The following is a 4364-nucleotide window of genomic DNA, read 5'->3' as shown; positions in this document are numbered from 1 at the left end:
ATGGCTGCTGCCTTTGGCGATTTAGGCGGTTCTGATGACACAGAAGAGGCAGATCTTGCCTCATCTTTAGGCAACTTCGATAACATTGGTGAGGCTTTCCCTAATGAGGATCAGTCTGCTAATGACACAAAGGAGAATATTGAAGTACCTAAGGCTGATGAGTCTGACGAGCTCAATTCTTTATTCAATAGCGATGCTATTCAGAAGGGCTTATCTGATCTTCAAGCAGTGCATGAAGAGACAGAGGATGAGACACGTCCTTTAAATACAGCCTTCAATAGCCCTGCTATTCAGTCAGGCCTTAATGATTTAAAGGATATTCAGGCAGAAACTAGTGATGCAAACGCACCTTTAAATAAGGTATTTGACAGTCCTGCAGTGCAGACTGGTTTAAATGACCTTAAGGACGTAGAAGCAGACAGTTCTGAAGATAATCCAAGTGGCTTAGGTTCTGTTTACAAGAGCGATGCTATTCAGCAGGGATTAAATGATCTGCAGAATAATCTTTCTCCTGAGGATGCTCAAAAGGCAGCTCAAGAGGAAGCAGCACAACATGCTGCTACTGCAGATGGTGCTCAAACTCCAGCAACAAGTGATGATTTAGTCGAGCAAGCTAAGGCTGACTTAATCGACCTTGCCCGTGAGGTTGCAGAAACTGCAGATGAAGTAGGTGGCTCTGATCAGAGCTCAAGTGCTCCTACTTCAGCAAGCGAGCTTCCAGGCAATAGTGACATTGTTGACTTAACTGGCGCTGAAGACGTAATGCATGGCGATGATGCCCTGCAAGGTCGTGATTTAAGTGGCGCATTAGGTCTTGATGACATGCCTGTTGAGCACGTTCTTGGTGAAGACAGTACTGCTCCAGCTGATGACGGCAAGACCACCCTTGAAGAGCAGGTATTAGGCAATAGCCCAATCCTTGGTGGTGACGACGATCATTTTGGTAGCTTCGATGCTCAAAACGACGCTAACGGTTTAGATGCAAGTGCCGATGCATTTGGTGATACCGCAGGGCCTGCAGCTGACGATGCTAAGGTAGATGCCTTTGGCAATACCACTGAGCCTTCAGCTGACGAAGCTACGGCTGATGCCTTTGGTGATGCTGCTGAGCCTGCCGCTGACGATGCTAAGGTAGATGCATTTGGTGACACAGCTAAGCCTGCAGCAGACGATGCTATGGCTGATGCCTTTGGTGATGCCGCTGAGCCTGCAGCTGATGATGTAAAGTCTAGTGCTTTAGATGAGTCATCAGATGATGATTTATTCTCTAGCTCAGGTGATTTAGATAGCAACTCAGATGACCTCTTTGGTACTGATGCTACTGAGCCTGGTTCAGATCTGTTCACTGATGACGAAGCAGACGATTCTGATGTATTTAGCAATACAAAAGCTCTAGAGTCAGGTTCTGAACAGCCAAATGAGCAGCTAAGCTTAGACGATACTCCTGAATACAACATGACTGAGGGAAGCGCATTAGACAGCGATTTCCCAGGCAATGATCTCTCCATTGATAATGGTCAGAATGATATTTCAGGTATGGATGTATTTGCCGACCCTCAAGAGGCAAATTCAGACTCCTTATCATTTGATCATGAGCCTTCAGGTGCAGTTGATGCGCTTGGTGGCATGCCTCTTGGTGATGATCCATTTGCTGATTCCAATAACTCAGGTGATTTTGCTGACTGGGATGATGGTAGCCCTAAGTTTGATGTTACTGAGGAAGACGGCAGTGACTTCATTAACTACGCTAACAGCATGCACAACATGCAAGAGTTACCAGTAGAAGAGACCAATGGCTTTAACGACATCGAAGAGCTCGACAAGAAGGCAGAGCAGGACGGTGGTCTGGATTTAGTAATGCCATCTGAAGATGAGATTAAGCAATCTCAGTCTGGTTCTTTAACTGATGAGTTTGACCTTGATGAGTCCAACGACCTGCTTGACCGTTTAGATGTCAACAATGCCCAGATGGACTTTGAGCAGCCAGAAGCTGATGCTGTTGCTCAGAAGGAGCAAGAGTTTGAAGAGCAATTCACCGCAGATGAGAAAGCTCGTGAGCGTGGTGAAGAGACTGCAGCTGAAGAGTATGCTCGCAAGGCTCAAGAAAAGGCAGAGGAAGAAAAGCTTGCTCGTGAAAACAACCTAGTCGATGAAAATCTCGACAAGGTAGTTGAAGATGAGTTCTCTGGTATCGATGGTATAGATGATAATAAGTTTGATTCCTTAGAGGATGAGAACAACGACATCTTCATGCCAGATACTTCTGAAGCGGTTGCTGCTCCAGATAATGACTTAGGCTCAATTGATGACATCGATGTAAATTCAGCTCTCGATAACATGAATTTCGACAACATGAGCGAGAGTGACATTGATAATCTTGGCAAGTCAGAGGAACCTGTTGAGTCAGAGCAAAAGAGTGCTGAACAAAACGAGCCAGAGCAAAGTGAAGAAACTTCTGCTCCAGCTTTAGATCCATTATCAACAGTTACTGATCCTCCAGAGCCTAAGCCAGCTCCTGAACCAGCACCTTTAAGTGCTGAGGATGCTGCAGTAGTTGATAACAGTGAGCTTCTTGATAGAGATTCAATTGCTCAAGCTGATATCGCTGCTCAAGAGGATGGATTCCAAGGTCTCGATGATATCGACGCCGGTGAAAATGACGCTGACTTGATTGTTCCTGAAGAGAACGAGCTTGCTTCTGCAGATCCTGTCAGTGACATAAGCTCTGTTGATACTGATGACTTAGCTGATGCTGTTGATAATTTAGACTTAAACAACTTAGGTTCATTTGACTTCGCTGAAGATCCAGAAATGAACTTAGACGGTGAGTCTTCTTTAGATGCAGATATGGCCGCCGCTGATGATGAGCCTGCAAATTTTGCCACCGATGACAATTCAATGGCACAAGCAGCTCAAGACAGTAGCGACGAGGTTGCTTTAGACGCTAACGATAGTCATACAAGCGCTGATGAAGTTGCCGATGATGCAAACGACAGCTTTGCCAATGCTGATGACTTAGCAAATGATTCTAACGATCAAGACGCGCCTGCTGCGGAAGCTGTTGTTGCAAGCCCAGAAGAGACTGAGTTAGCACACGAGATTGAAGAGCCTTACATTCCTGCAGATGAAGTAGTTGATGCTGATATTGCCTCTGGTGATTCAACTGATGCAGTTGAGCCTGAGTTCGTTGAAGCAGAGCCACTCCAAACTGCAGAAGGTCATGAATTTGACGAGGCAATGGAAGATCAACAAGCCGATCCTATTGGTTCAGGCTTTGATGAGCCTCTCTTTGCCGGTGCTCAAAATCTTGATGCTGATGCTGATGCTGATGCCGATAGTCCATCAATGTGGTCAGTACCACAAGATGACTTTGATATCACTAAGGTATCTGGTAGCGAGAACTCTGTTGGTGCTGAGAGTGCCGACAAGGTAGCAGATGCAGATCATGACTATGGTGCACCTTTAGACAGTGACCTTAGCGATGCTGGCTTCATTACCGCAGGTGATGGTGGTGCTGACGATGTACTGTCAGGTTCAAGCATGCCAGAAATGGCTCCACCAAACCTTGATGTTTCAGACGACGATGTACTGCTTGACTCTAACATCTCAGGTGGCGGTGATGCTCTTGCAGATATGCTCGATGATGTTCCAGCTGATATTCCAGAGGAGATCATTCAGCAGTCAGGCTCTAAGCTTCACAATCAGCAAGCTGATACTAACTTTGAGCCAACCGCTCATGATGCAGAGGCTGTAACCGATGTAGCTGATGATGCTAATGACATGCTTGCATCTGACGATACTCAGATGGCAGCAGACGATGCATCAGGCAATTCAGACTTTGACTTAGGCTCAGAGCTTGGTGACTTTGATGGTCACGATGCTTCTGCACAAGATGCAAAGGATGAAGAGCTGATTGGCGACATGCTCGATGGTTCTGAGGAGTCAGAGTCTGGTTTAGACCTGAGCCAGAATGACGCATTAGCAGAGCATGAGCAGGGTATTGAGAACATGGTCAGCGGTGATGCATTCAATGCAGACGCTGAGGATGATTTCGGTGACCTTGGTTCAGTTGACACATCCGGTGGCTTAGACGCAGCCGATGCAGCTGATGCAGTATCTGATGACGCATTCGGTGGCTTAGATGCAGCTGATGCAGCATCCGACGATGCAATCGGTGGCTTAGATGCAGCTGATGCAGCATCTGACGATGCTTTCGGTGGCTTAGACGCAGCCGACGCTGCATCAGACGATGCTTTCGGTGACTTAGGTGATAGCGAAACAGCTGATTCCGATTCATTCGATGGCTTTGATAGCGCTGAAGCTTCAGGTGATGATGCCTTCGGTGGCTTAGATGCAGCTGATGC

General features: G+C 46.7%; 1 protein-coding gene. It reads left to right on the top strand.

All coding sequences use genetic code 11. The features are described 5' to 3' along the window. Positions 1–4364: midas domain-containing protein (locus H524_RS15980; RefSeq protein WP_044122474.1), on the top strand; the 4364-nt coding region annotated here is incomplete at both ends.

The sequence above is a fragment of the Anaerobiospirillum succiniciproducens DSM 6400 genome, assembly GCF_000482845.1.
GTDB classification, from domain to species: domain Bacteria; phylum Pseudomonadota; class Gammaproteobacteria; order Enterobacterales; family Succinivibrionaceae; genus Anaerobiospirillum; species Anaerobiospirillum succiniciproducens.
The sequence above is the reverse complement of the archived record's forward strand: the minus strand, read 5'-3'. Positions and strand labels throughout refer to the sequence as shown.